Annotated in this window: 42 protein-coding genes; 7 read left to right on the forward strand and 35 right to left on the reverse strand. The window is 53.1% G+C overall.

The features are described 5' to 3' along the window. Positions 1-501 precede the first annotated feature (501 nt). The gene (locus INF35_RS05655) at positions 502-1,041 is read right to left on the reverse strand and encodes a hypothetical protein (protein ID WP_193500565.1); all 540 of its coding nucleotides are present in this window, start codon (positions 1,039-1,041) and stop codon (positions 502-504) included. Positions 1,042-1,144: 103 nt separating this feature from the next. Continuing rightward, a complete protein-coding gene (locus INF35_RS05660; protein ID WP_193500566.1) occupies positions 1,145-1,327 on the reverse strand; it encodes a plasmid mobilization protein in 183 nt (60 codons plus the stop codon). A 188-nt stretch (positions 1,328-1,515) separates the two neighbouring features. Between INF35_RS05660 and INF35_RS05665 the strand changes: the two genes are divergently transcribed. The 7 genes from INF35_RS05665 to INF35_RS05695 all read left to right on the forward strand — a co-directional run bounded on the left by INF35_RS05665 (position 1,516) and on the right by INF35_RS05695 (position 4,568). Beyond that, positions 1,516-1,701, forward strand: a complete 186-nt coding sequence (locus INF35_RS05665; RefSeq protein WP_193500567.1) for a hypothetical protein — start codon at positions 1,516-1,518, stop codon at positions 1,699-1,701. A gap of 18 nt (positions 1,702-1,719) precedes the next feature. Then, on the forward strand, positions 1,720-2,226 hold the full coding sequence (locus tag INF35_RS05670; protein ID WP_193500568.1) for a J domain-containing protein: 507 nt from the start codon (positions 1,720-1,722) through the stop codon (positions 2,224-2,226). Between the two features lie 83 nt (positions 2,227-2,309). Beyond that, positions 2,310-2,507 carry a hypothetical protein gene (locus INF35_RS05675; protein ID WP_193500569.1) on the forward strand — a complete coding sequence of 66 codons (198 nt, stop codon included), beginning with the start codon at positions 2,310-2,312 and terminating at the stop codon, positions 2,505-2,507. A gap of 14 nt (positions 2,508-2,521) precedes the next feature. Then, positions 2,522-2,827 carry a hypothetical protein gene (locus tag INF35_RS05680; RefSeq protein ID WP_193500570.1) on the forward strand — a complete coding sequence of 102 codons (306 nt, stop codon included), beginning with the start codon at positions 2,522-2,524 and terminating at the stop codon, positions 2,825-2,827. Positions 2,828-2,830: 3 nt separating this feature from the next. Further along, positions 2,831-3,031 carry a hypothetical protein gene (locus INF35_RS05685; protein WP_193500571.1) on the forward strand — a complete coding sequence of 67 codons (201 nt, stop codon included), beginning with the start codon at positions 2,831-2,833 and terminating at the stop codon, positions 3,029-3,031. A gap of 14 nt (positions 3,032-3,045) precedes the next feature. Then, positions 3,046-3,588: a hypothetical protein gene (locus INF35_RS05690; protein ID WP_193500572.1), complete on the forward strand. Its 543-nt coding sequence runs from the start codon at positions 3,046-3,048 to the stop codon at positions 3,586-3,588. Positions 3,589-3,665: 77 nt separating this feature from the next. Further along, on the forward strand, positions 3,666-4,568 hold the full coding sequence (locus tag INF35_RS05695) for a hypothetical protein (protein ID WP_193500573.1): 903 nt from the start codon (positions 3,666-3,668) through the stop codon (positions 4,566-4,568). 51 nt (positions 4,569-4,619) lie between these two features. On the opposite strand, the gene INF35_RS05700 is transcribed toward INF35_RS05695, so the two are convergent. The 33 genes from INF35_RS05700 to INF35_RS14105 all read right to left on the reverse strand — a co-directional run bounded on the left by INF35_RS05700 (position 4,620) and on the right by INF35_RS14105 (position 18,748). Beyond that, on the reverse strand, positions 4,620-4,991 hold the full coding sequence (locus INF35_RS05700; RefSeq protein WP_207728281.1) for a type II toxin-antitoxin system PemK/MazF family toxin: 372 nt from the start codon (positions 4,989-4,991) through the stop codon (positions 4,620-4,622). A 14-nt stretch (positions 4,992-5,005) separates the two neighbouring features. Next, complete coding sequence (locus INF35_RS05705; RefSeq protein ID WP_193500574.1) at positions 5,006-5,488, reverse strand: Panacea domain-containing protein; 483 nt, start codon at positions 5,486-5,488, stop codon at positions 5,006-5,008. A gap of 182 nt (positions 5,489-5,670) precedes the next feature. Next, on the reverse strand, positions 5,671-5,814 hold the full coding sequence (locus INF35_RS05710) for a hypothetical protein (RefSeq protein WP_193500575.1): 144 nt from the start codon (positions 5,812-5,814) through the stop codon (positions 5,671-5,673). A 13-nt stretch (positions 5,815-5,827) separates the two neighbouring features. After that, positions 5,828-6,070, reverse strand: a complete 243-nt coding sequence (locus INF35_RS05715) for a hypothetical protein (RefSeq protein ID WP_193500576.1) — start codon at positions 6,068-6,070, stop codon at positions 5,828-5,830. Positions 6,071-6,134: 64 nt separating this feature from the next. Further along, complete coding sequence (locus INF35_RS05720; RefSeq protein ID WP_193500577.1) at positions 6,135-6,479, reverse strand: hypothetical protein; 345 nt, start codon at positions 6,477-6,479, stop codon at positions 6,135-6,137. Next, positions 6,476-6,868 carry a hypothetical protein gene (locus INF35_RS05725; protein WP_193500578.1) on the reverse strand — a complete coding sequence of 131 codons (393 nt, stop codon included), beginning with the start codon at positions 6,866-6,868 and terminating at the stop codon, positions 6,476-6,478. The genes INF35_RS05720 and INF35_RS05725 overlap by 4 nt, the downstream gene beginning before the upstream one ends. Next, positions 6,861-7,205, reverse strand: coding sequence for a hypothetical protein (locus INF35_RS05730; RefSeq protein ID WP_193500579.1), 345 nt, complete (start codon positions 7,203-7,205; stop codon positions 6,861-6,863). The genes INF35_RS05725 and INF35_RS05730 overlap by 8 nt, the downstream gene beginning before the upstream one ends. Continuing rightward, positions 7,198-7,653 (reverse strand): hypothetical protein, encoded by a 456-nt coding sequence (locus INF35_RS05735; RefSeq protein ID WP_193500580.1) that lies wholly within the window; start codon positions 7,651-7,653, stop codon positions 7,198-7,200. The genes INF35_RS05730 and INF35_RS05735 overlap by 8 nt, the downstream gene beginning before the upstream one ends. Further along, complete coding sequence (locus INF35_RS05740) at positions 7,634-7,894, reverse strand: hypothetical protein (RefSeq protein ID WP_193500581.1); 261 nt, start codon at positions 7,892-7,894, stop codon at positions 7,634-7,636. Before INF35_RS05740 ends, INF35_RS05735 begins: the two co-directional genes overlap by 20 nt. Positions 7,895-7,906: 12 nt before the next feature. Beyond that, positions 7,907-8,266, reverse strand: coding sequence for a DUF7694 domain-containing protein (locus tag INF35_RS05745; RefSeq protein ID WP_193500582.1), 360 nt, complete (start codon positions 8,264-8,266; stop codon positions 7,907-7,909). Position 8,267: 1 nt separating this feature from the next. After that, complete coding sequence (locus tag INF35_RS05750) at positions 8,268-8,609, reverse strand: DUF1064 domain-containing protein (RefSeq protein WP_193500583.1); 342 nt, start codon at positions 8,607-8,609, stop codon at positions 8,268-8,270. After that, positions 8,606-9,943 carry a DNA cytosine methyltransferase gene (locus INF35_RS14100; RefSeq protein WP_407925635.1) on the reverse strand — a complete coding sequence of 446 codons (1,338 nt, stop codon included), beginning with the start codon at positions 9,941-9,943 and terminating at the stop codon, positions 8,606-8,608. The genes INF35_RS05750 and INF35_RS14100 overlap by 4 nt, the downstream gene beginning before the upstream one ends. Before the next feature lie 5 nt (positions 9,944-9,948). Then, positions 9,949-10,731 (reverse strand): adenine nucleotide alpha hydrolase family protein, encoded by a 783-nt coding sequence (locus INF35_RS05765; RefSeq protein ID WP_193500584.1) that lies wholly within the window; start codon positions 10,729-10,731, stop codon positions 9,949-9,951. Further along, a complete protein-coding gene (locus INF35_RS13955) occupies positions 10,731-10,856 on the reverse strand; it encodes a hypothetical protein (RefSeq protein WP_268885731.1) in 126 nt (41 codons plus the stop codon). Before INF35_RS13955 ends, INF35_RS05765 begins: the two co-directional genes overlap by 1 nt. Continuing rightward, positions 10,843-11,730 carry a prohibitin family protein gene (locus INF35_RS05770; protein WP_193500585.1) on the reverse strand — a complete coding sequence of 296 codons (888 nt, stop codon included), beginning with the start codon at positions 11,728-11,730 and terminating at the stop codon, positions 10,843-10,845. Before INF35_RS05770 ends, INF35_RS13955 begins: the two co-directional genes overlap by 14 nt. 79 nt (positions 11,731-11,809) lie before the next feature. Then, a complete protein-coding gene (locus INF35_RS05775; protein WP_193500586.1) occupies positions 11,810-12,160 on the reverse strand; it encodes a hypothetical protein in 351 nt (116 codons plus the stop codon). Beyond that, positions 12,157-12,603 (reverse strand): hypothetical protein, encoded by a 447-nt coding sequence (locus INF35_RS05780; RefSeq protein ID WP_193500587.1) that lies wholly within the window; start codon positions 12,601-12,603, stop codon positions 12,157-12,159. The genes INF35_RS05775 and INF35_RS05780 overlap by 4 nt, the downstream gene beginning before the upstream one ends. Then, positions 12,600-12,806: a hypothetical protein gene (locus tag INF35_RS05785; protein ID WP_193500588.1), complete on the reverse strand. Its 207-nt coding sequence runs from the start codon at positions 12,804-12,806 to the stop codon at positions 12,600-12,602. The genes INF35_RS05780 and INF35_RS05785 overlap by 4 nt, the downstream gene beginning before the upstream one ends. Positions 12,807-12,816: 10 nt before the next feature. Next, positions 12,817-13,227, reverse strand: a complete 411-nt coding sequence (gene dut, locus INF35_RS05790; protein ID WP_193500589.1) for a dUTP diphosphatase — start codon at positions 13,225-13,227, stop codon at positions 12,817-12,819. Between the two features lie 22 nt (positions 13,228-13,249). Further along, positions 13,250-13,585 carry a hypothetical protein gene (locus INF35_RS05795; protein WP_193500590.1) on the reverse strand — a complete coding sequence of 112 codons (336 nt, stop codon included), beginning with the start codon at positions 13,583-13,585 and terminating at the stop codon, positions 13,250-13,252. Then, the gene (locus INF35_RS05800; RefSeq protein WP_193500591.1) at positions 13,575-14,333 is read right to left on the reverse strand and encodes a DnaD domain protein; all 759 of its coding nucleotides are present in this window, start codon (positions 14,331-14,333) and stop codon (positions 13,575-13,577) included. Before INF35_RS05800 ends, INF35_RS05795 begins: the two co-directional genes overlap by 11 nt. A gap of 11 nt (positions 14,334-14,344) precedes the next feature. After that, complete coding sequence (locus INF35_RS05805) at positions 14,345-14,761, reverse strand: single-stranded DNA-binding protein (RefSeq protein ID WP_193500592.1); 417 nt, start codon at positions 14,759-14,761, stop codon at positions 14,345-14,347. Positions 14,762-14,763: 2 nt separating this feature from the next. Beyond that, a complete protein-coding gene (locus INF35_RS05810) occupies positions 14,764-14,973 on the reverse strand; it encodes a helix-turn-helix domain-containing protein (protein WP_193500593.1) in 210 nt (69 codons plus the stop codon). Next, positions 14,970-15,164, reverse strand: coding sequence for a DUF551 domain-containing protein (locus INF35_RS05815; protein ID WP_193500594.1), 195 nt, complete (start codon positions 15,162-15,164; stop codon positions 14,970-14,972). Before INF35_RS05815 ends, INF35_RS05810 begins: the two co-directional genes overlap by 4 nt. Next, complete coding sequence (locus INF35_RS05820) at positions 15,145-15,528, reverse strand: hypothetical protein (RefSeq protein ID WP_193500595.1); 384 nt, start codon at positions 15,526-15,528, stop codon at positions 15,145-15,147. The genes INF35_RS05815 and INF35_RS05820 overlap by 20 nt, the downstream gene beginning before the upstream one ends. A gap of 1 nt (position 15,529) precedes the next feature. Then, positions 15,530-15,880 carry a hypothetical protein gene (locus INF35_RS05825; RefSeq protein ID WP_193500596.1) on the reverse strand — a complete coding sequence of 117 codons (351 nt, stop codon included), beginning with the start codon at positions 15,878-15,880 and terminating at the stop codon, positions 15,530-15,532. Beyond that, positions 15,867-16,412: a hypothetical protein gene (locus tag INF35_RS05830; protein ID WP_193500597.1), complete on the reverse strand. Its 546-nt coding sequence runs from the start codon at positions 16,410-16,412 to the stop codon at positions 15,867-15,869. Before INF35_RS05830 ends, INF35_RS05825 begins: the two co-directional genes overlap by 14 nt. After that, positions 16,409-17,185 carry a Sak single strand annealing protein gene (locus tag INF35_RS05835; RefSeq protein WP_193500598.1) on the reverse strand — a complete coding sequence of 259 codons (777 nt, stop codon included), beginning with the start codon at positions 17,183-17,185 and terminating at the stop codon, positions 16,409-16,411. The genes INF35_RS05830 and INF35_RS05835 overlap by 4 nt, the downstream gene beginning before the upstream one ends. Before the next feature lie 113 nt (positions 17,186-17,298). Beyond that, a complete protein-coding gene (locus INF35_RS05840; protein ID WP_193500599.1) occupies positions 17,299-17,574 on the reverse strand; it encodes a hypothetical protein in 276 nt (91 codons plus the stop codon). Next, positions 17,571-18,086 (reverse strand): hypothetical protein, encoded by a 516-nt coding sequence (locus INF35_RS05845; RefSeq protein ID WP_193500600.1) that lies wholly within the window; start codon positions 18,084-18,086, stop codon positions 17,571-17,573. The genes INF35_RS05840 and INF35_RS05845 overlap by 4 nt, the downstream gene beginning before the upstream one ends. Continuing rightward, on the reverse strand, positions 18,080-18,286 hold the full coding sequence (locus INF35_RS05850; protein ID WP_193500601.1) for a hypothetical protein: 207 nt from the start codon (positions 18,284-18,286) through the stop codon (positions 18,080-18,082). Before INF35_RS05850 ends, INF35_RS05845 begins: the two co-directional genes overlap by 7 nt. A gap of 5 nt (positions 18,287-18,291) precedes the next feature. Continuing rightward, positions 18,292-18,507, reverse strand: coding sequence for a hypothetical protein (locus INF35_RS05855; RefSeq protein ID WP_193500602.1), 216 nt, complete (start codon positions 18,505-18,507; stop codon positions 18,292-18,294). 52 nt (positions 18,508-18,559) lie between these two features. Next, positions 18,560-18,748, reverse strand: coding sequence for a helix-turn-helix domain-containing protein (locus tag INF35_RS14105; RefSeq protein WP_193500603.1), 189 nt, complete (start codon positions 18,746-18,748; stop codon positions 18,560-18,562). Positions 18,749-19,027 lie beyond the last annotated feature (279 nt).

Raw genomic sequence — 19,027 nt, forward strand, 5'->3', positions numbered from 1 at the left:
CCCGTCTCTCCACGCTCCGCACTGCTCTTCGTAACACGCCATCAGAAAGAACTCCGCAACCTGCCGGTACTCGTACCCTTCCTGGTTTCCGCTGTCGTCATTCTTGCTTACCTGCTTGACGTACTGTTCCTCTCTGGATCGGTTGTAAGGACAAAGTTTCATTGGTTTCCTTTCGTAGACGAATCTTCGTAGACGAAACTGTTTCGTAGACGAAAATTAGCTGTTTTTCGTAGACGAAAACGGTCTTTCGTAGACGAAATATTTTTTTGGGATTTTCAGGGGGAATGACATATTTGTACCGTGTCCGCCCTTCGCTCGCACCCGGTCGCCCCTCATGGGGGGTGGGGGTGGTACCCCCTGCCGCTTCCCCACAGCCGAAAAAAATATACCCCCGGGGCCTGCCTTTGCATCCAAAAAATACCCCCGGTTGCCTGATTCGGGTTTTCGGTACGTGAGTTATTTACTCTCGTCACAATGACGATATAACGCCATGTTTTGCCGTCAGTCTGTCTCTTGGTCTGACATTGCGGACAGCTTCGCCAGCAAAGCCCGGTCGCCTTCGGTGATTGCGTCTGTGACCTGCACTTGGTCGGTGGGCTTGTCCCCGGCAGAATCCCGGACGAATGCCGCCGCTTTGACGTCTCCTGCGCGTGCTCTGGCAGCCATTGCAACGGCGATTGACTCATACACCGTCAGGCTTTTTCCCTTTTGCTGTGCCATCTGTTGCGCTGCTGTTGCCAGGTCTTCCGGTGTCTGGTCGTCGAGTTCTGCCGGAAGCTCTAACAGGTCGTTGTATATTTCGCGAATAGTACGGCGCTTTGCCTGTGCCTGTGTACTTGCCTTCTGCCCTGCCTGATGGATTGCTTTCGCTTCCTCTTCCGGCCGCTGATTCAAAGGCGGCGCGGGTCTGAGGTTCTGGACGCTTTTAGGAGACATCCTCCGCCCGTCCTTGGCGATCAGCTCCCCGGCCTCTGCCTTTTGCAGTGCCTTGTATGCCGCTTCCTGTGCCGTGCTCGCGTTCTCTGCCTTGCGTCTTGCCATGTTCCCGCCCCCTCTCTTTTGAATCTCTAAAACAGATTATACGTACTGAAAAATCCCTCCTCAACGAAAAAAATCCGGCCAGGTGTTACCCTGACCGGCATTTTTATTGCTTTTCTCTTTCCATTCGCTCCCGGACCGCATCCAAAATATAGCCTTGCACGCTTCCGCCGCTGCGCTCTGCTGCCGCCTTTATCCTTTCGTGCTCCTCTGGCCGCATCCTAAGCGTGATCGTCTTGAGCTTGGCTAGATACCTCGCATTGCTTGCAAGGTGTGCTTTTGTCGCCATGGTATCACCTCCGCCTACAGTATACCATAACAGACGACAACATGCAATCATGTACATTTTGCACCGCTTAAGCGCCACAAAATTGTGCAATCATCCAATTCTAATTTTCCCTGTTGACATGCTAGCATGTACATGATATCATGTAGGCACAGAAAGCGAACAGCACAAACACAAGGAGGCTGAAAGCCATGAAAAAGATTTTCTTAACCGCCCGCGTCCAGGGCGACACGGTTCTGTACTATCTGTACAGCTTCAACGGACACATTGCCCGGGTCAATCTCACCGGAAAGATCAGCAAGGCCAGCGACGAAGACCGCCGCGCAGGCAAAAGCGCCGAGGAATGGCTCCGCTCCCACTCCCGCAAGCATCACTAACACAAGGAGGCCGTCATCATGATGTTCAAGTTTTTCAATCCCCGCCCCGTCACCCTGGACGAAGGCAAGGCCATGTACCGCAAACTTGCGGCCCAGTATCACCCCGACCATGGCGGCAGCACCGAAGCCATGCAGGCGATCAACGCCGAGTGGGACGCCCTGAAAGGCAAGCTTCCCCGGTTCGTCAGCAAGCAGGCCCGGGAAGGCCGCGCGGCCTATGAGGCCAAGCAGACCACCCGCCGCCAGGTTTCCCCCGAAGTGGCCGAGATGGCCGCCAAGCTGTCCCGGATGTCCGGGCTGAAGTTCGACGTGGTGGGCAGCTGGATCTGGGCCGAGACCAGCGCCCGGCACCTGCAGCAGCTCAAAGACCTGGGCTTCACCTGGTCCGCAAACCGGCACATGTACTACTGGCATCCCGCCGGAGAGACTTCCGGCCGCGCCCGCAAGTCCAGCTATTCCCACATCTACGCCAAGTACGAGGGCCACAGCTACACCGGCCAAGGCTCCGAGGAACTGGCATCTTGAAGCGGATACCCACGCGAGCCGCACCGCCCAAAGCGGCCCGCTACCACATCGCAAACACCCGCACACAACAAGGAGGTTTTCCCATGTTCCCCATCATCACCCCAGACCGGCAGCGCAGTTTTGAAGCGCTGGCAACCCAGCACGAGCGGGACTCCATCCCCTGCATCTGCGGCTTTTGCGGCCGCGGCTGCTACCAGATGGGCAAGGCGGAGGGCGCCAATCGTTCCATCTGCACCACCTGCCCGCTGGCCCGCTACGCGGATTTCATCAATCGCCGCTAAGGAGGAATCACACCATGAAGAAAGCCATCACCATGAACGACATTTTCAGCGCCGTCTATTCTGACGGCCGCCACCTGTGGGAAGCCACGCTCCCCGAAATCTACGCCAACCAGGGCGACAGCCGGGTAATTATCCGCCCGGTGATCTGGGCAAGCTGCATCGAGCCCGGAAAGCTCTTTGCCGTGGACTTCATCGGCAAGCGGTCCGGTGTCCGGCTCGGGACCTACCCCACCGCCAAGGAGGCCCAGGAAGCCGCAAACGCATACGGCCGCATGAAGTGCACCGACTTTGCGGCCATGATCTGCCGGAAGGAGGCGTGACCCATGAAAAGAGCGCTTCTGTGCGCCGCGCTGGCGGCCGTGCTGCTGGCGGCCGGGTTTGCGGCAGGCTGCCGGGCGACCATGCAGGCCGCCGTCCCGGTAGGCGTTTCCCGTTCCGCCGACGGCAAGACCGGGTATCTCATCAGTTACCGCTACGGCGGATACTGGCGCAATGTGCTGTATCCGTATGAGCCCAACGCCTGAAAGGAGGAACCAACATGGCAAGCATCAAGCACCAGGAGTACACCCACAACGGCCACCGCGTCATTCTGGACGCCGCCGAGATCCGCCCCGGCAAATACGAAACCATGATTTACCACAGCAGCAGCGGGGCCGAGATCGACCACATCACCACCGGAAGCCGGCGGGAAGCAGTCGACGCCTTTTCCCAGCTGTTCAAAGCATATCCGCCGGACGATTCCGCCCCGCTGACCGGACGCTATGCCCAGCTGCGGGACGACCTGCGCAAGGCGCTGGAATCCGGCGCGGCAGCGGAGCGGGAGAACCCCGAGGACGGCGGCACGTGCAACTTTGACAGCGCCGCCCTGTATCTGCCCCGGTGGAACGCCTGCAAGGTGGAGCAGGCCGCCAAAGAGGCGGGAACGGCCTGCAGTACGTGGCATCTGTTCGGGACAAAGCACTTTGTGTTCTGCCCCCGGACCGCAGCACAGGCCAACGCCCGCAGCCGCAACGCCGAGGCCATGACGCAGGCCCTGAAGGCAATGGGGTATGACGCTATCGACTATTGCCAGATGGATTGACGGGACACTTTCGCAGGGCTGCACCCCAAAGCAACCCCGCCCCACTTCCCAAAAATCAAAACACAGGAGGAAATACCATGTATTACGAGATCAACGAGAACACCGCCCGCGCCGCCCATGACATGATGAGCTTCCGGGACTATCAGCCCGGCAGCGCAACGGCAGAGTACCGCGCCGCGGTGGACCGGGCTGCCGCCCTGGTGGAGCGCTGCAAAGCCTCCACCAGTCCCTACTATCACGGGAAGCTGGACGCCCTTCTGGACCGCTACGCCCGCCGCCTGGCGGACTGGACAAATGCCTATAACCGCAACGGTGCTTCCTGCCCGTCCGTGATGATTGCCGGGGCCAGTAACTTCCCGGTGCGGAAGAAGCAGCGCCAGAACGCCCGGGAGGAAAGCCTCTGGGCCGAGTACAAGGAGATCGAGGGAATTCTGGAAAAGATCAAGAGCGTAGGCACCGGCCCGGTGGATCTGACAGACCCACACGCCCGTGAGATCCTCACAGGGGACCTGGAAGCCGCCCAGAAAACGCTGGAATACTGCAAGGCCGGCAACGCCTATTTCCGCAAACACAAGACGCTGCGCGGATACGGCGGGCTGACAGACGAGCAGGCGGACAGCATGACCGACCCGGAAGAGTTTGGCTTCCGGCTCTACGGCAAGCCCTACCCGGACTATGAGCTTGCCAGCCTGCGGGGCAGGATCAAACGGGTGCAGGCCCGCCTGGAAGAGCTGGACAAGCTGCAGCAGATGCAGGCACAGCCCGCCGCAGACGAGCAGCACGACGGCTTCAAGGTCGTCCGCAATGCCGAGCAGAACCGCCTGCAGCTGATCTTTGACGGCAAGCCGGACGAGCAGACGCGGCAGCTGCTCAAATCCAACGGTTTCCGCTGGTCCCCCAGAAACCAGGCATGGCAGCGTCAGCTCACCAACAACGCCGAGTATGCCCTGCGTTCCGTGATCGAATCCATAACCGCATGATAGAACAATCCCCTCTCTGCTTCATACAGCGAGGGGATTTATATTTATTTGCTATAGCGCTTGATTTGTGATTTCCTGACTGAAACTTTCTCTCTTATCAAGTATTTCAATATATAAATCCGGGTATTCGTGTTTCAAATCACAAATTACGCCTGTCAGTTCTGCCTCGTGAACCGTAGTCTGCTTATGTGTTCTCACATAAGATACCTGTAAGAGATTGGTATTGGGATATATGGATGGGTCAATGGGAACGTCATATACTGGGTCTATATTCTCCTTGTGCGTTATTGTAGAAACAGGGAGAACAACAAAATCATTGGTGTCGGCACGAGCCAAAACCAACGCAGGACGGCTTTTGAAGGCCATCCTTCTTAATTTGGCATTATAGTATGGGGTGTGCGCCTTGCAGATTTTTCCTATCATATGACACCCCCTGCTTATTCAGCATCTTCAAATTCGTCATAATACATATCCCACAGATGGTCATATGGACGAACTTTTTTGGCATCTTCCTGGATGTCATCAAGAGATAGGACACGACTTCCGTTTTCGCCTGGTGCGAGCCCCTTGCGCGCATTCTGCCAGGATAACTCTTTGTGTGAGAGTTCACTCAGTTTCCATGACGCAAATGATCCGTATTCAAGTATAACATTCGTAGCGATATATTTTACATCATCAGAAACGGCATTTACAGGAACGAGAATCTCTCCGTCGTATAAATCGTTCCTGACCTCACGGGAGACAGGACCGTATTTCCAGCCTTCAAAATCGCCCTCAAAAGCAGGCTGACCGATCACGGCAAAAGCCTCCCGCTGCGTAAAGTATAGAAGTTTATGCAGCTTCATTTCATCAAGCTTTTCACCGGTCAATTCTCGGTATCTTTTTATAATATAATCGGCAACATCGGTAATCTTGTTCATTCCTTTCACCTCCGTCTCCTTCCTATACATATTATATCATATATGTCAACACTAATACTATAATATACATATTAAAATATACGATTCCACATTCCTTTCTAACATAGAAACAGTAGGAAACTTTAAAGACAAACTGAGCAAATAAAACTCCCGGCTGCCTGAATTGACAGCCGGGGGAATTTTTAATGCCTATCGCAAAATACCACGTCCTCCTCGTCTTCCTCTTCGTCTTCGCTGGTTCGCATTGCTTCCCATACCACATAGGCGCCGACCGCGCAGGAGCCGGCCATCAGCAGCACGATCAACAGGAACCCCAAAACAATCATTTTCCCATCCCCTTTACATCGTGCTGTCTTTCGGCTCAGGAAGGACAATGCCCTTTCCCTCAATCTCCCGTTTCATCCAGGCATCCGCAAGCTGGGATGTCTTGTACTCTGCAAATCGCTTGCAGACCATAGGCAGGATTGCCGCCACCCGGTTAATGGTCTTCGGGGACAGCCCAGCCTGCAGCATGGCAATCACCCACAAATGCTGTAACCGTGACCCGGCATCCTCCTGTCCCGCGTCAATGATCCGTTTCATTTCCTTCTTCAGCCCCTGCCGCTCCCGGGAATTGAGCTGATTCAATCCGATATGACACTTCATTTTATTTTCCTTTCGGCTGAAATTCACTACAAAAATCTGTTTTTGCAACACCTGATCCAGTAGATTGACAAATAGAATACCCGTTTTCGTCCCTTTCTCCGCTGTATTGGCAATCCTTACACCGACCAATTGGCGGCACGGGTCGGGTGTTCCAGTCTTTTATCCTAACAAACCTGCCGTTAAAAGCGCATTCTATGGTGTAATTGTGATATACCTTCCCGTTTGAATGAAGCGTCAAAACTTCTTTTTTCCCGCACATGGGACAGGCCAGTACAATCCCCTGCCGCGTGCATTCTTCCTGCGCCTGCCGGTCGCCCAACAGTGCGCGGCGTTCAAGGTCTGTCATTGGCTGCCTCCCCAGTTTTCCATCATGTCAGCAGTCAAGTAGAAGTCATAATCTGCAATGGCTCCATTTACAGCAGTGTACCAGATATATCCATAATCGCTTTCGGACACGTTCAGGGAATGCACGTTGAAATAGCCGTAGTCGCATTGCTCCTTGCATTCCGTAATGCTTCCATCGTCATTTACAACGCCAAACACTATGTAGTGATCGTATCCCAACACATCGCCAAACCTTCCCGTGTCAGCTTCTTTTTCACGGTAAGCATAAGCAATCTTTTTGGCCCAGTATGTGACTGTTACCGGCTCGCTTTCGCTTGGCTCTGTACCGCATCCAGACAGCGCAAAAGCTAAAACAGCCACGGCAAAGCACAATGCAATCCGTTTAATCATGCTGTATCACACCTCCATTTTCCGGAATCAACACAGTCAGCTTTGCGCGGCACGTGGCCGTTTCATAATACGGCGGTTCCAACTGGCTGCATCTGAACTCCACAAACGGTTCAATCTGTCCGGCAATTTCACTCACAAGCCTTTTCCTGATCTGGTCTCCGGTGATGTAAGGAATCATATCTTTGCAAATCTTCAAGTTTGCATAGACTCGCTCAGTTTGAACATCACGCCGCACAATGTGAACGGTTCTCGCGAACGGGCCGTACATCAATTCGCAATCTCCGGACGTGAACCCTCCCAGCTTGCGGATGGCCCATTCTTTTATGCGTTTAATCATCGCTCTGTCCCCCGTTTCCAGCTGTTGCATTTTCTGCAACAGGTCCGCGCCACTCACTTTCGTGCTGAAACATTGCCACTGCATCCACGTTTTCCCTTAATGCCAGATATAGGCCATAATCAACAGAAGGGTGGATTTCGCTGTCAACAAACTCTGCAAGATCATCAACCGACTTTGTGACTTCTTCCAGCTCCTTAACTGCCGCATCCCGTTCCGCCGTCACCTGTTCCAGCTGCTTCCTGAGATCCAGCACAACCGGCAGGGTTTCAGGGTCGATGGTCGGGGCGTCATCCGCGACGGCCTTGACTGCCTTGCAAAGCTCCTGCCGCCGGAGCACCTTGTTTACTCCCCTGTTCGTGTCCTGCGTAGCCATTGCAAGGTTCCATTCATCCCAGGCGTGTTCCGCGACCTTTACAATGAAATTTGCATCAATGATTCTGATGCCCACCGATCACACCTCCAAACCTTGTTGCTTCCGCCAGTTTCAGCGCCGCTTCCAGCGCCTCCGCCTTATCCTGCAGGTTCCGACGCTCCTCGGCTGTCGCCCTGGTCTTCACGTGGTCGGCATTGTACCGCGCCCGGGCAGCCAGCTTTCCCAGGGTGTAAATCTGGGATTCCGTCAGCGGTTCCGGCAGCTCGTAAGTCACGCAGCGGCTTTGCGCCGCGTCAAATCGGATGCCTTGTGCCATTTCAAACCCTCCTCACACAAATTCTTTCGGCGGCATCGGGACGCTTTTTCTCTGCGGCCTCCACAGATGCAGGCAATGCTCGTGGATGTTCACATAATCGCTTTTTGCCGGGTGGTATTGCACGACACACTCCTCGGGATAGAAAAACATATCCTTGATTGCGCACATTTCCTCCCATGTGGGGCAGCGCTTCCCGTTTCTGGTGGTAACGCTGACGTGATCCCATCCGCCGCCGTCGCTGGCGATCACAAGAAAGGACTTGCCACCCACAAACACCTTGAAAAAACCGTTCCCGCTGTCTCCGCGGGTGCCGTAGATGAACCGCTCTTTCTCCATATCTCGGAACCTGTCAAGCACCGTCAAATCCCTCATATCAGATCTCCTTCACTTCAATTCCATAACGCTGTAGCATGAGCTTTCGCTTTATGGCAAAAATCCTATACGCGGCCCCGTCCCGGTATCCCTTGACATCTTCGACGACCGTTTTCCCGTCTTGCCGATACACAAAATCCGCTATGTACTTTACGGCACGTTCGGTTTTTCCGTTTGCTTTTTTCTGCGCGGGAATGAGTTCATACTCCACCTGCCCGCGAAGGTCGGAAATTTCGCCTTTGGTGAGTTTTGCGCAAAGAGTAAGGAACCGGTCTGCCTCTTTCTTTGAATCAAATTCATGGCCCAATACGGTGACTTTGCGGGCGTGGTATTTGTTGGTCACTCTGAAAACCTCGCTTTCGTAACCGCAATAGGAAATTCCTCGATTTCACCGGCCCAGACTGCGGTGCCTTTGCCGTGCAAGGTTTCCCAGACCAGCGGGAACCCGCCGATTCCGTCAAACAGGCTGCCAAGCGTAGCGTGTTCGGGAAGATACCGGGCCATTTTACAGGTGATCCACCACCACTGCGGCAACGCGATACTGTTGCCAAGAGCCTTGTATCTGGGGCTGTCTGCGGCTTTGTGGTGCTTTCCCTTGCTGTCTATCCAGTCTCCAATGTCGGTCCATCCGTCAGGGTAGCCTTGCAGACGCTCGCACTCAGTAGGGGTGAGTCGGCGGACAATCCAGCGAAGAATCTTGATTGCTACGGGGTTTATGTAGTTAAGAGAAAAACCACCGTTTTCTTTTGCTTGAATTGTCCCAGACAAGTTCCCGTTGCTTTTGTGATTCCGGCAGTCAATGCTTTCTACAATAAGATCTGTAGCATCTTTGCAGTCCCTCGCTTTAACACTTGACGCCACCTTATCGGGAACGTAATCACCAAATCCGCGCATACGGCATAAAACAGTCGGCATAGCACTTAGTCCGCCATCGGTTCTCAGAGTAGGAGCTTGCTCTTCTGCCCAGCCGATTCCGTTTGCCTCTGCGCCCTGCCCAGCCGTAAAGGCGGCACATACCATCGGAATGGCACCGTGGCTTTCGGCTCTAAGTGTTTCTGAAACTACTCCAGAGTAACGTCCTCTGTTTGTGAATCCGGTGTGTTCCACCACTCGATCATATCCATCAGCGCGGCGCGCAGGATTTTGGGCAATGCCTTTCCACGGCGGGATGCTCGGTTCAGAATCCCCTGACATGCCCGTTCGCTCAAATAGTACCTCTCCGGCGCGCTGTCCTCCAAGATCCAAGACAAGCGCGATTCGACGGCGACGCTGGGGCACTCCCCAAAATTGAGCATCGAAAGTTCTCCATGCAATGCTCCAATCATTTCCGCAGATAAAGCCTGCTTTCGCCCACTTTCCGTTCTCAGGTCGAGAGATTGAAACTTCGGGTTCCTTAATGCGGGCCAGTTCTTCCAACACGGCGTGGAAGTCGTTTCCTTTGTTGCTGCTGAACGCTCCGGGTACGTTTTCCCAAATAGCGAAAGTTGGACCCAATCCTCCACTTTGTTCCTCCATTTGTTTGATAATGCGCACAGCTTCCATGAACAGTCCGCTGCGCTCCCCTGCAAGCCATGCACGTTTTCCTGCAATAGACAAGTCCTGGCATGGGCTTCCGAAGGTGATACAATCCACAACGGGCGGGTTGTGAATTTTGGTTATGTCTCCCAGGTGCTTCAAATCCGCTACCTCCATTTCAACTGCACTTCATCCAGATACGACCACTTCCACGGTTCGTCCGCGCTCACGATCCCCTGATCTTCCAGCGCAAAGCGTTCGTCAAAGTCGTGTACCGTGTGGCCGTCAGCATGAAACGAAACGGGGCTGTCGCTGTCCCATTTCAGCATAAGAGCCCACAAATCCGGGTAGTTTTTGCGAAGCAGGCGCAACTGCTCTACACCCTGATTGTGGCAAAACCAACAGCCGCCGCGGGTTGCGGTGGTATAAATCGGGGAAAGCAAGTCGTTTTCTTCGCACCACTTGCGGCATTTGGCTTCGTCCCAACCAGCTTCTACAAGCGGGCTTTTCTTCTTATCGCTAAAAACATGGAATCTCCCCGGCTCGTCTGCGGCAATCCCTACATACTGCACAGAATTTTTTGGTAATTTTGCAAGAACGCTCTGCTTTAACCTGGAATTGCACCACGGACCACGCTGAAACGGCCATCCGTAAATGCCGCCAACGCATTTGTTTTTTGCAGCTCTTCCGTTTTCGCCACAAATCATGTAAAAACAGTCATCATATGACTTTTGACCTCTGACGTGCTCCACCTCAATCCCGTACCGCTCCTTGATGATCTTGTCCGCCTTGGCCTTAAACTCCACCATCGGCGGAAGATCTGCGGGAATCGTGTCCGTGGCCCACACTTCTGCGTGAACAATTCGGCCAAGCGGCCATCCCAGCTTTTCAATGGCGCCCAGGCAAGCCAGGCTATCTTTTCCATAGGAAAGTGACAGTATGTGTTCCATCACTTCTTCCCCTTCTTCCTCTTCCCAGCCTTTGCCCGGTCTTTCCCGGTCTTGGCATGGGCCGAGACCAGCGTTTTATACCGGCGGTAAGCGCCTCCGTCGTGGCGGTGTTTACTGCTGTTCATTGGCGGCCTCTTTTCCGTCGCTAACGACAACAGAGTCTGCACCCTGCACGGTAACCCATCCGTGCTTCAGGCGCGCTTGCGCTTCAGTCATCTGGATCAGTTCGGGAGTGATAGACTGCGCAATAATGCGGTTAGAATCTGCCTCTGCCTGAGCCTCAATCACCTTTACATCTGCCTCAGCCTGCGCCTTGGTCTTTTCCACCTCTGCTTCAGCGGCGGCAGTCTGTTTTTCAAGTTCTGCAATTTCTGCGTCCTGCTTAGCCTGTTCTTTGGCCTGAATTTTCTGTTGAAGCCCTTCATCCAGCTGGACATCGATCACAAGGGCCGATATAACGTTGATGCCGTATTCTTCGCCCAGCTTTTCGGAAAGGTAGTTTGTGATTGCGGTATTCACATCGCTTTTCTTGTCAGAGTAGATGTCCATGACGGAAAACTGGGGTGTGACCTCTTTGACGTAGGCAATGATGGAGTTCTGGATGTAGTTTGCCACGAGATCCTGTCCGTCCATGCCATTGAAGCGCTTATACAGGTCAACCACGTTGTCCGCCTTAAAGGCGTAGTTGACTGTCAGATTGATCTTCACCATGCCACCGTTTGCGGGGGCGTCGATGCTCCAATCCGCATGCTCTTTAGTGTTGTAGTCAGCCGGGTCATTGGAGAACACGATCTGCTGCTGAGAAACCGGGAACTGCTTCACAGACTTGAAAGGGGACAGCCAGTGCCATCCGGCGGGAAGCGTCTGGCCCTCAACACCATTCGCTGTGTAGACAACTCCGACGTTTCCGACGTCAACGCGCTCCAGGCAGAAAAGGCAAGCAAAAGCGCACACAACAGCCAAAACAGCAGACGCGACAATAGCAATAACTTTACTCATTTTTCATTTCCTCCAAAGTTGTTATAAAAAATTTCAAAAAACACGATAAAGGCGACAATAAAAACTGTCGCAATAAATTTCATGTGATTCCCTCCACTCTCTTTTCCATCATCTCCCATGCAGCATCGGTCAGCGGGCGGCCGCACCAAGGGCAAAACCCCATCGGTTCATAGTTTCCCATATGGTCGCAATCATAGCATCCGCTGCTTTTATCATTGAGGCTGCAAATTGAGCTTTTGCAAGATTGACAAGTTTTGCAGCGCCTGCACGGCTCCCACACAGAACGGTCAAGGCGGGGCTTTTCAGTGGCGTCCTCCATATCTGCCATCGCGCTGCGGACCAGTTCGCCGGCCCATCCGGTGTCATCTTCCATAAGCTCCGGGCTCCAGTGCGGCATCCCTTCTTCATCTCGGTATGTCAGTCGCTTCATGTATTGTTGGCCTCCTTTGCAATCGCGGCTTCGGCTGCTTCATACTGCTTGCATGCAATTCTTGACTGCGAGGGCTCAAACGGAATTTCACCGGGCCACGGCGTCCCATACCTGCTTGTTGCATACGGCTTCACATCGCAAGTGCCGCGCCTAGTGCCGGCAACCCGGTGGAAATGGTCACACGTCCCGCACGCTTTTCCAACGTAGTTCGGGACGATTTTGATGCGCCCGTCCTTGTCCGCCTCCACCAGTTCCCGCAGCCGGTCAAGGTCGTAGTCATCGCCAATAATGCCCTCGATGGAAGCCAACCGGTCAATGATTTCCGGGAACAAATCGCACCCCCAGCAGCCTTTCTCTCCATCTTGGTGCAGAGCAAAACAAATATCCTTGCTCATATTGCATTCTGCATTCCCGTCTGCACATCTGTGCGTCATCCGCTTCATGCATTGTTCACCTCCTGGTAAACCCGCAGCAGCTCCTGCCGCGCCTGTACGCAGCGGCGCTTGATGGATTCCCGGCTGTACTCGGGAGCATCTCTAAGATAACCGCCGTCATTCATCTTTACGGACTCCTTGATGCCCTGGATCAGCAGCTCGGCGGTTTTCAGATGGAGCATCAGTTCATCGTTTTCAATCAACGATTTCATAGTTACCTCCTTATCTCCCGGTACTACCAAACCCGCCGTTGCCGCGTTCCGTTTCTTCCAGGCTGTCCACCTGTTCAAACGCCGCGTGATGCACCGGCATGATAACCAACTGGCTGATCTTGTCTCCCCTGTGCACCCGGAAAGCGTCAAATCCATGGTTGTACAGCTTCACGCGGATACTCCCTGTGTACCCAGCGTCGATCACGCCTTCACTGACGATGTTGAAATGAACATTGAGTCCGGACTTGCTTTTCAGCATCCCCACCATGCCGGCGGGAATCTCAACGTGGACACCGGTGTCAATCGTTGTGCTTCTGTGCGGATGAATCACAGCATTCACCGGACTGCGCAGGTCTGCCCCCGCGTCCTGATCGTGTGCGTATTCCGGCATAAACGCGCCGGGGTCAAGAACTACTTTCATGCACTTACCTCCTGAATAAATTTCATCCCGCAGCCTGTGCTTCCTTCTCGGCCTGCATCTTCTTGTAAAGCGGCGTGTCCCAGCTCAGGCACTCATGACAGTCCCGCGCCCACTTCTCGTCCCAGCGCTGGCGGCGCACCATGTAAGGCTGCGCAGCCTCGGCTAATTCCTTCACGCTAGGCGGGAATTGCATGGTGCGTGACAGGTCTGCCGCACCCTTCTTTGCGGCGTTCAGTGGAATGTCCGCCAATGAATAGGCCCAGGCTCTCGCCATGCCCTCCGGGTCGTTGCCGCGCAGCATTCCGGGCCAGTAGTTGAGCATACCGTCCAGCAGATCGGCGGCCTCGTTAATTTTCATAAATCTCGCCTCCCGCAATCTGACGCAGTTTTGCGCGCTTTTCTTCCATAGGCGACCGTTTACCCTCGTAAGGTTTTACGGGCCTGTTCCTGGCGTTCTCTGCCGCCTCCCAGTCAGCCTTGGATTTTATTCCTGTATCAGCGCAGCGTTTCAGAATTCCCTTAATGTAAGCCCAATTTCGTTTTCCCTGATCTACCGCTGCCCGCATCGCAAGAATAAGCACATCTGCCGGTAAACAGGATAGCCATTCCTGTATCTGCTGATAAGTGGATGGTGCCAATGTTCCGATGTTTTTCTGGTAATAGTCGGCAACAATGCCCAAATCTGCATCCACCTCCCACACATCCCCCTGGGGGGTATGGGGGGTAGTAGTTTCGTTAGAAACTACATTACCTTTATCCTTTGTCCTTTGTCCTTTGTCCTTGGCTTTTTTGGGTTTTTCAAAAAAGGCTTGGGTTTTTTGGGTTTCAGTGGGTTTTTCTGAAAAGGCTTGGGTTGATTTCGGCCTACCGCCTTTTTTTCCGTTCTCACGCTGTTTTTCCAAAAAACTTTCTCTAGCAGATATGGCTTGTTCCAAATCTCTTTTTATGGCCGGCCAGACAAACCGTTCATTCCCGCTGAATACAGGCTCTACCCCGTGCGACTTAAATTGCAACATCGCCCGTGCCAGACGCCCTACCTCCGCGTCACTGAGCGGCTGAAAATATGCCTCATAGCTCAGCCATAGTTTCACGTATTCATTTGCCATCTGCACACCTCTCAGAAGGGCAGATCACCTTCATCGTCAGCAATGGGTTCAAACCGTTCGCTGGCAGGAGCCACATCCAGGCGGCTTTCGCTCGCGTAGTTCTGGTTCTTCTTCTCTCCGCAGAAGCTGGCCTCACGGGCAACGATTTCCACCGCCTGCCGGTTGTTGCCGTTCTTGTCCTGATAGGTGCGGGACTGCACCCGGCCGGAAACGGCGATCAGGTCACCCTTGGAAAAATACCGGCAGATAAAGTCCGCCGTCTTTTCCCATGCCACCACGTCCAGAAAATCCGCCTGGTTCTGACCGTTGGCATCCTTGCGCCCGCGGTCGCAGGCAATGCGGAAGGCCGCCACATTCTTTCCGGCGGCAGTCTGCCGCAGCTGCGGGTCAGCCACAAGGCGGCCCATGATCGCAACTACATTCAGCATCTTCATTCCTCCAATCTGTAAACCATGTACCGCACGGTTTCCCCGTACCGGTTCTTGGCTGTTTCGGTTGTTCCAATGATATTTACCCCGGCCGCACGTAGCTCGGAAATCCGCGACGCCAGATGTGCAATGCCATAGCTCTGCATTGCCTGTGCGCCGGTCAGCGTCCCCACTTCCCGCAGGTGCCGGAGAACTCGCTCGTTTTGTGTCATGTGTCCTCCTTCGGCGGATCAGGTAGAGGCATCCAGTGGGAAACGGTGGCCATAGACCAAAACCAGTTACCTTTGCTTATCCACCCGTTGCGGCGCTTTTCGTACCATTGAATATCAACAATGCCGTTTTTGGTTGTAATAACTTTCTGACCATCTTCTGGCATCCGATCTTTAACGCTGATCCATTCCATCCTGTTCACCTTCTTCCATTGAACAGTTCCAGCAATCTTCGCACCATGTGCTCTCGGTTGCAATATTGCAACACTCTCTGTATCCCAAAGCAGCACAACAAACTCGCGGGACTCCATCCTCCCTTTTGGGCGCATTAGGATATTTCTTAAAAAAATCATCTTTTCTTGTCTTTTTGGGGTTTTCAGAAGACCATTTTTCTACAATTTCTAATATGGAATCAAAGTTTTCAATATCAGAAAGTTGGGAACATAAATCTTCACAAAGTGGACAAACAGAAAAAGCGGGGCAATGTACACATGAAGAATACATATTAAAATACTTGCACATCCGATTCCATTCTTTCAAAAATTGTTTTGCTTCCATTTCAACCCTCCTTATCGTCCAGGTAGTTCCTCCCAAACTCCCGGATAAAATCTTCCTTTGTCCAACCGTAGCGGATCATGGCTTCTTGCTGTGCCATTCGCTTCAGATTCAGATCCACTTCCCTGCACTGATGCACTGACCGGGGGCCGAAGATGTGATGCTCTGCATGGCAGAGAGTAACCCACAATCCCAGACGCTTGCTTTTCTGCCTGTTATCGCCGCCGAACACTTCATGCCTGTCCAGCTTTTCATGGCATCCGAAACAGATAAAACAAGATTCCAAATCATCCTGCAGGATGCTAGGCGCATAACCGTTGCTGTCCAGCTCTACACCGTATTCATTGACTGGCATTTCGTTTCCCCCAATCTTCCAGCAGCAAAGACCGTTCCTTTTCACTCATGGTGCAGATTCCAACCGCTTCACAGTCCTGCATCAGGCTGTCAATCAGACGCGACATCTGCTTTGTGTTGTAACGGCTGCTGCCGTAGTAAGCCCGGATCACAAGCAACGGCCCGTCGTCGTCTACTTGCTCGGTAACCCATCCGGTTCCCAACTGTTCCCATGCGGCCCGGAAAGTCTTTGCCTCATCGGGCGGAAGATGGAAGTCTTTGAATACGCCCACCTTGCTGATTGCATCGCGGTAAACCTGCTCTTTGTTCAGACCGATTTCCTGCGCAAGCCGTTCGCACATCGCCCAGCACATGTCGTTGGCATTTTTGCTCCTGTGCTTGCGCATCCGTTTCAGCTCTGCCGTGTAGGTAATGCCGTCTCGGTATTCGCGCAGTAGCCATTGCTTTACTGCCGGAAGATTCAGCGGCCGGATAGACAGGCGTCCGGTCATGGCATCAAATTGGGCGTCCTTGAAATCAATAAGGATACTCACTTCCAGCCCTCCGCGATCTTCCGGGCGGCTTCCCAATCCTCCTTGGTGAAGTCCTTGGACGCCTTTCCGATGGTGTTTGCAATGATGCCCCAGGCGGAAGTTTCATCCGCATTGTTTTTCTGGCAGTAAGCCTTGACAACGCTTTGGCACATGGACCGGGCTGCCAGCTTTTCAGCAGCCTCCTGATTCTTCTTGTCTTTCGGGTCTTTTTCAGGCTCATTATCACCATTTTGTTCCGGCTGATCTGTAACCGGCAAATCCTCACCGGCGTAGATGTACAGGCCCAACCCAAACATAGCAAGGTTCTTCACGAGGCAGCGCATAATAGCCTTGTTCACATCAAACATCGTGGCGCGGTCAACACGCTTTTCGTTATACGGTTTCTGCTCGTTTCCAAATTTGTCCCGGTAAACCCCATCATTGCCTTTTGTGGCATATCTGAAGTTTGGATTTTTGACAAGGTAGGAGTATTCCTCGCTCAGCATTGCCTTGTTTGCGCCATCCATAACGGGAAGCCACATTTCATGCGTTACCCCACAAATCGTGACGCTGGTTGACACCATATACCCGGTGTTGTCGTCAAACACATACGGGAGGCCATTTCCGTCCCGCCAAACCTTGTAGGAGGCGTCAGGATAACGCCTCTTTACTTCTGCCCATGCAAACGGCCACGACAGATAGGTCAGCTCTGTGTTTCCGGACTTCTTCTTTTCTGTGTGTCCGTTCACATTCACGGCAAACAGCTCATTGAAAACGTTATTGCTCGTTTCCATCTTCATCCTCACTTTCCATATCAGACAGTTGCAGCGCACAGCGTCCGTCCCAAATGCATTGCTCGCACAGAATGGGATGCCCGTATTCGTCGCAGGCGCCGCAGCCGGGGTATTCATTCGGGCTGGGCATCGTTCTCCACCATGCGGATCATGTCAAAAATCTTTTTCTTCAACTCATCAGGCTCGGGAACGCAAACGCCCTCGTCGCTCAGATCCTGAATCACAACAACCACACGTGCCGGGAAAGTCTTGGTCTCCCCCTCCTTGATTTCGCATCCCTGCGCGGCCAGTTCTTCAATGGGGTTGTCGTTGATTTTGACAGAGTGCATCTTTCCGTATTGGCTCACACTCACGACGCCGGTAATCTGCTTATTGCAAATGAGTTTCATTTTCTTTTTCTCCTTCTGTTGTCTTCCAGGTCTGCCACCACTTCCGGGTGGTTTCGTACAAAGGATTTGAGCCGGTCACGGCAGCTGCCGCAGGATGTTCCCATCCTCATGGCCAGCTCATATGTAGAAGCGCCGGACCACCATTCCCGGCACATCCGAATCATGCGCGGGTCCAATGGCGGTTTGGGCCAAACGGTTCCCGGGAAGCTGCCCTTCCACTTGTTGATTTTCTTCACCAGAACGCTCTTTTCATTGATCCGGAGCTCGCGCATGAGTGCTTCCCATTCTCCGCGGCAATACCGCATACAGTAGGTATACTTCTGCTCCCGCGTGTAAGGGTCTTTCCGGTTTGAGGGGAACTCTGCTACCGCCTGCTCCCCTCCCGGGATGCAGTCCACAACCTCTTTCCGTGAGCAGCAGTAAAGCTGCATGCAGATTTTGATTTGTGATTTCGGATTTTTTGCCAGCCGGATCATCTTTGCGATTTCGGATTTTTCCTCCTTGGTCAGCACTCGGTAATCACCCCCAGCCAGACAGCCATGGCCGCGAAAAGCACTCGGCCCATAAGCCCCAGGGGAAACGCAATCGCTACGCCGATCAGCCCCGACGCTATGTACTTGCAAACAACGCCAGAAAAAGATAAAATGAGGTTGGGTTCTTTTGCCTGCCGCTTTCCGTGCGTCACCACGGAGGCGGCTTTTTCTTTTTCCATTCCAATCACCTGCCTGTCACCATGTATCGGGCCAACCTGCGCAGCGTTGTCCTGCGGAAGGTCCTGCCCCCTTTGATTTCTTCCTGCCAGATGGGCAGCACATTCAAACTCTTTGCCGAACGCCCCGTCACTTTGGAAACCTCGTTCAGCGTCGGCCATTCTTTCAGACCCAACTGCCGCAGATCATTCATTTGAAGTTCCACTTCCGGATTATTCGTCATTTTGGGGCCACCTCCTTCAAGTCCCAATTATTACTCTGCCAATCTGCTATGCTTATTTCATCAACTGTTCGACAGTGACACCAAAGTATTCCGACAGTTTCAGGATACTTTGCGTATCGGGTAAGTTCTTACCGTCCGCCCAGTTGCAAGCAGTCTGGGGCGAAATCTCCAGGTCTTGCGAAAGGCGGTACCTCGTCAAGTTGCGCTTCTCCATAAGACTCCGCAAATTGTCTGCAAACATTTTTTCACCTCCATATTCCAGTGTGTTGACTATTCCAGTTCACTGGATTATTATATAAGTGAGGAGCTGTCGGACGGGCTGCTCCGTTATGAAAGGAGCAGAACATGATTTAGATCATTGTTTTACTTGTTCATGCCGTAGTGGAACACGCATAGGAGCTTGTCCCTGTTGCCACCATCATTTATTACGTCACTTCGATAATTCGCAACATTATTGAAATGAATGAACGATGGCGGAAATAACAACTCACAAAATCTTGTCCGTTTAACCTCGCAGCCC

Source organism: Gemmiger gallinarum (assembly GCF_014982805.1).
Lineage (GTDB): Bacteria > Bacillota > Clostridia > Oscillospirales > Ruminococcaceae > Gemmiger > Gemmiger gallinarum.

What these genes read in the sequence shown, in the direction of transcription:
- INF35_RS05655 (WP_193500565.1), bottom strand. Translation starts at nt 1,041, where the DNA reads ATGGCAAGACGCAAGGCAGAGAACGCGAGCACGGCACAGGAAGCGGCA.
- INF35_RS05660 (WP_193500566.1), bottom strand. Translation starts at nt 1,327, where the DNA reads ATGGCGACAAAAGCACACCTTGCAAGCAATGCGAGGTATCTAGCCAAG.
- INF35_RS05665 (WP_193500567.1), top strand. Translation starts at nt 1,516, where the DNA reads ATGAAAAAGATTTTCTTAACCGCCCGCGTCCAGGGCGACACGGTTCTG.
- INF35_RS05670 (WP_193500568.1), top strand. Translation starts at nt 1,720, where the DNA reads ATGATGTTCAAGTTTTTCAATCCCCGCCCCGTCACCCTGGACGAAGGC.
- INF35_RS05675 (WP_193500569.1), top strand. Translation starts at nt 2,310, where the DNA reads ATGTTCCCCATCATCACCCCAGACCGGCAGCGCAGTTTTGAAGCGCTG.
- INF35_RS05680 (WP_193500570.1), top strand. Translation starts at nt 2,522, where the DNA reads ATGAAGAAAGCCATCACCATGAACGACATTTTCAGCGCCGTCTATTCT.
- INF35_RS05685 (WP_193500571.1), top strand. Translation starts at nt 2,831, where the DNA reads ATGAAAAGAGCGCTTCTGTGCGCCGCGCTGGCGGCCGTGCTGCTGGCG.
- INF35_RS05690 (WP_193500572.1), top strand. Translation starts at nt 3,046, where the DNA reads ATGGCAAGCATCAAGCACCAGGAGTACACCCACAACGGCCACCGCGTC.
- INF35_RS05695 (WP_193500573.1), top strand. Translation starts at nt 3,666, where the DNA reads ATGTATTACGAGATCAACGAGAACACCGCCCGCGCCGCCCATGACATG.
- INF35_RS05700 (WP_207728281.1), bottom strand. Translation starts at nt 4,991, where the DNA reads ATGATAGGAAAAATCTGCAAGGCGCACACCCCATACTATAATGCCAAA.
- INF35_RS05705 (WP_193500574.1), bottom strand. Translation starts at nt 5,488, where the DNA reads ATGAACAAGATTACCGATGTTGCCGATTATATTATAAAAAGATACCGA.
- INF35_RS05710 (WP_193500575.1), bottom strand. Translation starts at nt 5,814, where the DNA reads ATGATTGTTTTGGGGTTCCTGTTGATCGTGCTGCTGATGGCCGGCTCC.
- INF35_RS05715 (WP_193500576.1), bottom strand. Translation starts at nt 6,070, where the DNA reads ATGAAACGGATCATTGACGCGGGACAGGAGGATGCCGGGTCACGGTTA.
- INF35_RS05720 (WP_193500577.1), bottom strand. Translation starts at nt 6,479, where the DNA reads ATGACAGACCTTGAACGCCGCGCACTGTTGGGCGACCGGCAGGCGCAG.
- INF35_RS05725 (WP_193500578.1), bottom strand. Translation starts at nt 6,868, where the DNA reads ATGATTAAACGGATTGCATTGTGCTTTGCCGTGGCTGTTTTAGCTTTT.
- INF35_RS05730 (WP_193500579.1), bottom strand. Translation starts at nt 7,205, where the DNA reads ATGATTAAACGCATAAAAGAATGGGCCATCCGCAAGCTGGGAGGGTTC.
- INF35_RS05740 (WP_193500581.1), bottom strand. Translation starts at nt 7,894, where the DNA reads ATGGCACAAGGCATCCGATTTGACGCGGCGCAAAGCCGCTGCGTGACT.
- INF35_RS05745 (WP_193500582.1), bottom strand. Translation starts at nt 8,266, where the DNA reads ATGAGGGATTTGACGGTGCTTGACAGGTTCCGAGATATGGAGAAAGAG.
- INF35_RS05765 (WP_193500584.1), bottom strand. Translation starts at nt 10,731, where the DNA reads ATGGAACACATACTGTCACTTTCCTATGGAAAAGATAGCCTGGCTTGC.
- INF35_RS13955 (WP_268885731.1), bottom strand. Translation starts at nt 10,856, where the DNA reads ATGAACAGCAGTAAACACCGCCACGACGGAGGCGCTTACCGCCGGTAT.
- INF35_RS05770 (WP_193500585.1), bottom strand. Translation starts at nt 11,730, where the DNA reads ATGAGTAAAGTTATTGCTATTGTCGCGTCTGCTGTTTTGGCTGTTGTG.
- INF35_RS05775 (WP_193500586.1), bottom strand. Translation starts at nt 12,160, where the DNA reads ATGAAGCGACTGACATACCGAGATGAAGAAGGGATGCCGCACTGGAGC.
- INF35_RS05780 (WP_193500587.1), bottom strand. Translation starts at nt 12,603, where the DNA reads ATGAAGCGGATGACGCACAGATGTGCAGACGGGAATGCAGAATGCAAT.
- INF35_RS05785 (WP_193500588.1), bottom strand. Translation starts at nt 12,806, where the DNA reads ATGAAATCGTTGATTGAAAACGATGAACTGATGCTCCATCTGAAAACC.
- dut (WP_193500589.1), bottom strand. Translation starts at nt 13,227, where the DNA reads ATGAAAGTAGTTCTTGACCCCGGCGCGTTTATGCCGGAATACGCACAC.
- INF35_RS05795 (WP_193500590.1), bottom strand. Translation starts at nt 13,585, where the DNA reads ATGAAAATTAACGAGGCCGCCGATCTGCTGGACGGTATGCTCAACTAC.
- INF35_RS05800 (WP_193500591.1), bottom strand. Translation starts at nt 14,333, where the DNA reads ATGGCAAATGAATACGTGAAACTATGGCTGAGCTATGAGGCATATTTT.
- INF35_RS05805 (WP_193500592.1), bottom strand. Translation starts at nt 14,761, where the DNA reads ATGCTGAATGTAGTTGCGATCATGGGCCGCCTTGTGGCTGACCCGCAG.
- INF35_RS05810 (WP_193500593.1), bottom strand. Translation starts at nt 14,973, where the DNA reads ATGACACAAAACGAGCGAGTTCTCCGGCACCTGCGGGAAGTGGGGACG.
- INF35_RS05815 (WP_193500594.1), bottom strand. Translation starts at nt 15,164, where the DNA reads ATGGAATGGATCAGCGTTAAAGATCGGATGCCAGAAGATGGTCAGAAA.
- INF35_RS05820 (WP_193500595.1), bottom strand. Translation starts at nt 15,528, where the DNA reads ATGGAAGCAAAACAATTTTTGAAAGAATGGAATCGGATGTGCAAGTAT.
- INF35_RS05825 (WP_193500596.1), bottom strand. Translation starts at nt 15,880, where the DNA reads ATGCCAGTCAATGAATACGGTGTAGAGCTGGACAGCAACGGTTATGCG.
- INF35_RS05835 (WP_193500598.1), bottom strand. Translation starts at nt 17,185, where the DNA reads ATGGAAACGAGCAATAACGTTTTCAATGAGCTGTTTGCCGTGAATGTG.
- INF35_RS05840 (WP_193500599.1), bottom strand. Translation starts at nt 17,574, where the DNA reads ATGAAACTCATTTGCAATAAGCAGATTACCGGCGTCGTGAGTGTGAGC.
- INF35_RS05850 (WP_193500601.1), bottom strand. Translation starts at nt 18,286, where the DNA reads ATGGAAAAAGAAAAAGCCGCCTCCGTGGTGACGCACGGAAAGCGGCAG.
- INF35_RS05855 (WP_193500602.1), bottom strand. Translation starts at nt 18,507, where the DNA reads ATGACGAATAATCCGGAAGTGGAACTTCAAATGAATGATCTGCGGCAG.
- INF35_RS14105 (WP_193500603.1), bottom strand. Translation starts at nt 18,748, where the DNA reads ATGTTTGCAGACAATTTGCGGAGTCTTATGGAGAAGCGCAACTTGACG.